The sequence below is a fragment of the Neobacillus paridis genome (assembly GCF_016765675.1).
Taxonomy (GTDB): Bacteria; Bacillota; Bacilli; order Bacillales; family Cytobacillaceae; genus Neobacillus; species Neobacillus paridis.
Map to the genome: position 1 here is coordinate 1 of NZ_JAESWB010000411.1, position 599 is coordinate 599.

1 protein-coding gene is annotated in these 599 nt (G+C 44.7%); it reads left to right on the plus strand.

Annotation, left to right across the window (positions count from 1 at the left end; translation table 11 throughout):
* A partial coding sequence (locus JK635_RS23955) for an ABC transporter permease (RefSeq protein ID WP_202656457.1) occupies nucleotides 1-599 on the plus strand: 599 nt, incomplete at both ends.

Here is a 599-nt window from a genome sequence, read left to right on the forward strand (position 1 = left end):
TGTATGGGTCAATAAGAGCCTTATTGGAAAAATGGTCAAACGGGACGTGGTCGGGCGTTACAAGGGTTCTGTAATGGGTCTGCTATGGTCATTCCTTAACCCCATTCTGATGCTCCTTATTTATACCTTCGTCTTTTCCGTGATATTCAAGGCAAGATGGGGAGGGCCCGATGAATCGAAAACCCAGTTCGCAGTAGTGCTTTTTGCTGGAATGATCGTGCAGAGCCTGTTTGCCGAAGTGATAAACAAAGCGCCCGCCCTAATTATTTCGAATACGAATTTCGTCAAAAAAGTAGTCTTTCCCCTGGAAATACTTCCCGTCATTACCATGGGCGCTGCCTTGTTTCATAACGCAATAAGCATCCTAGTCCTATTGATTGCTTTTTTCCTGTTCAATGGATATATACAGTGGACCATTATCTTTCTTCCACTAATTATTATTCCTTTTGTAATCCTGATTCAAGGCCTTGCCTGGATGCTTGCTTCTTTAGGTGTTTTTCTTCGAGACATAGCACAGAGTGTGGGAATCATGACCACGGTCCTGTCTTTCCTTGCGCCGGTCTTTTATCCCGTGAGCGCTTTACCTGTGGGGTTGCAAC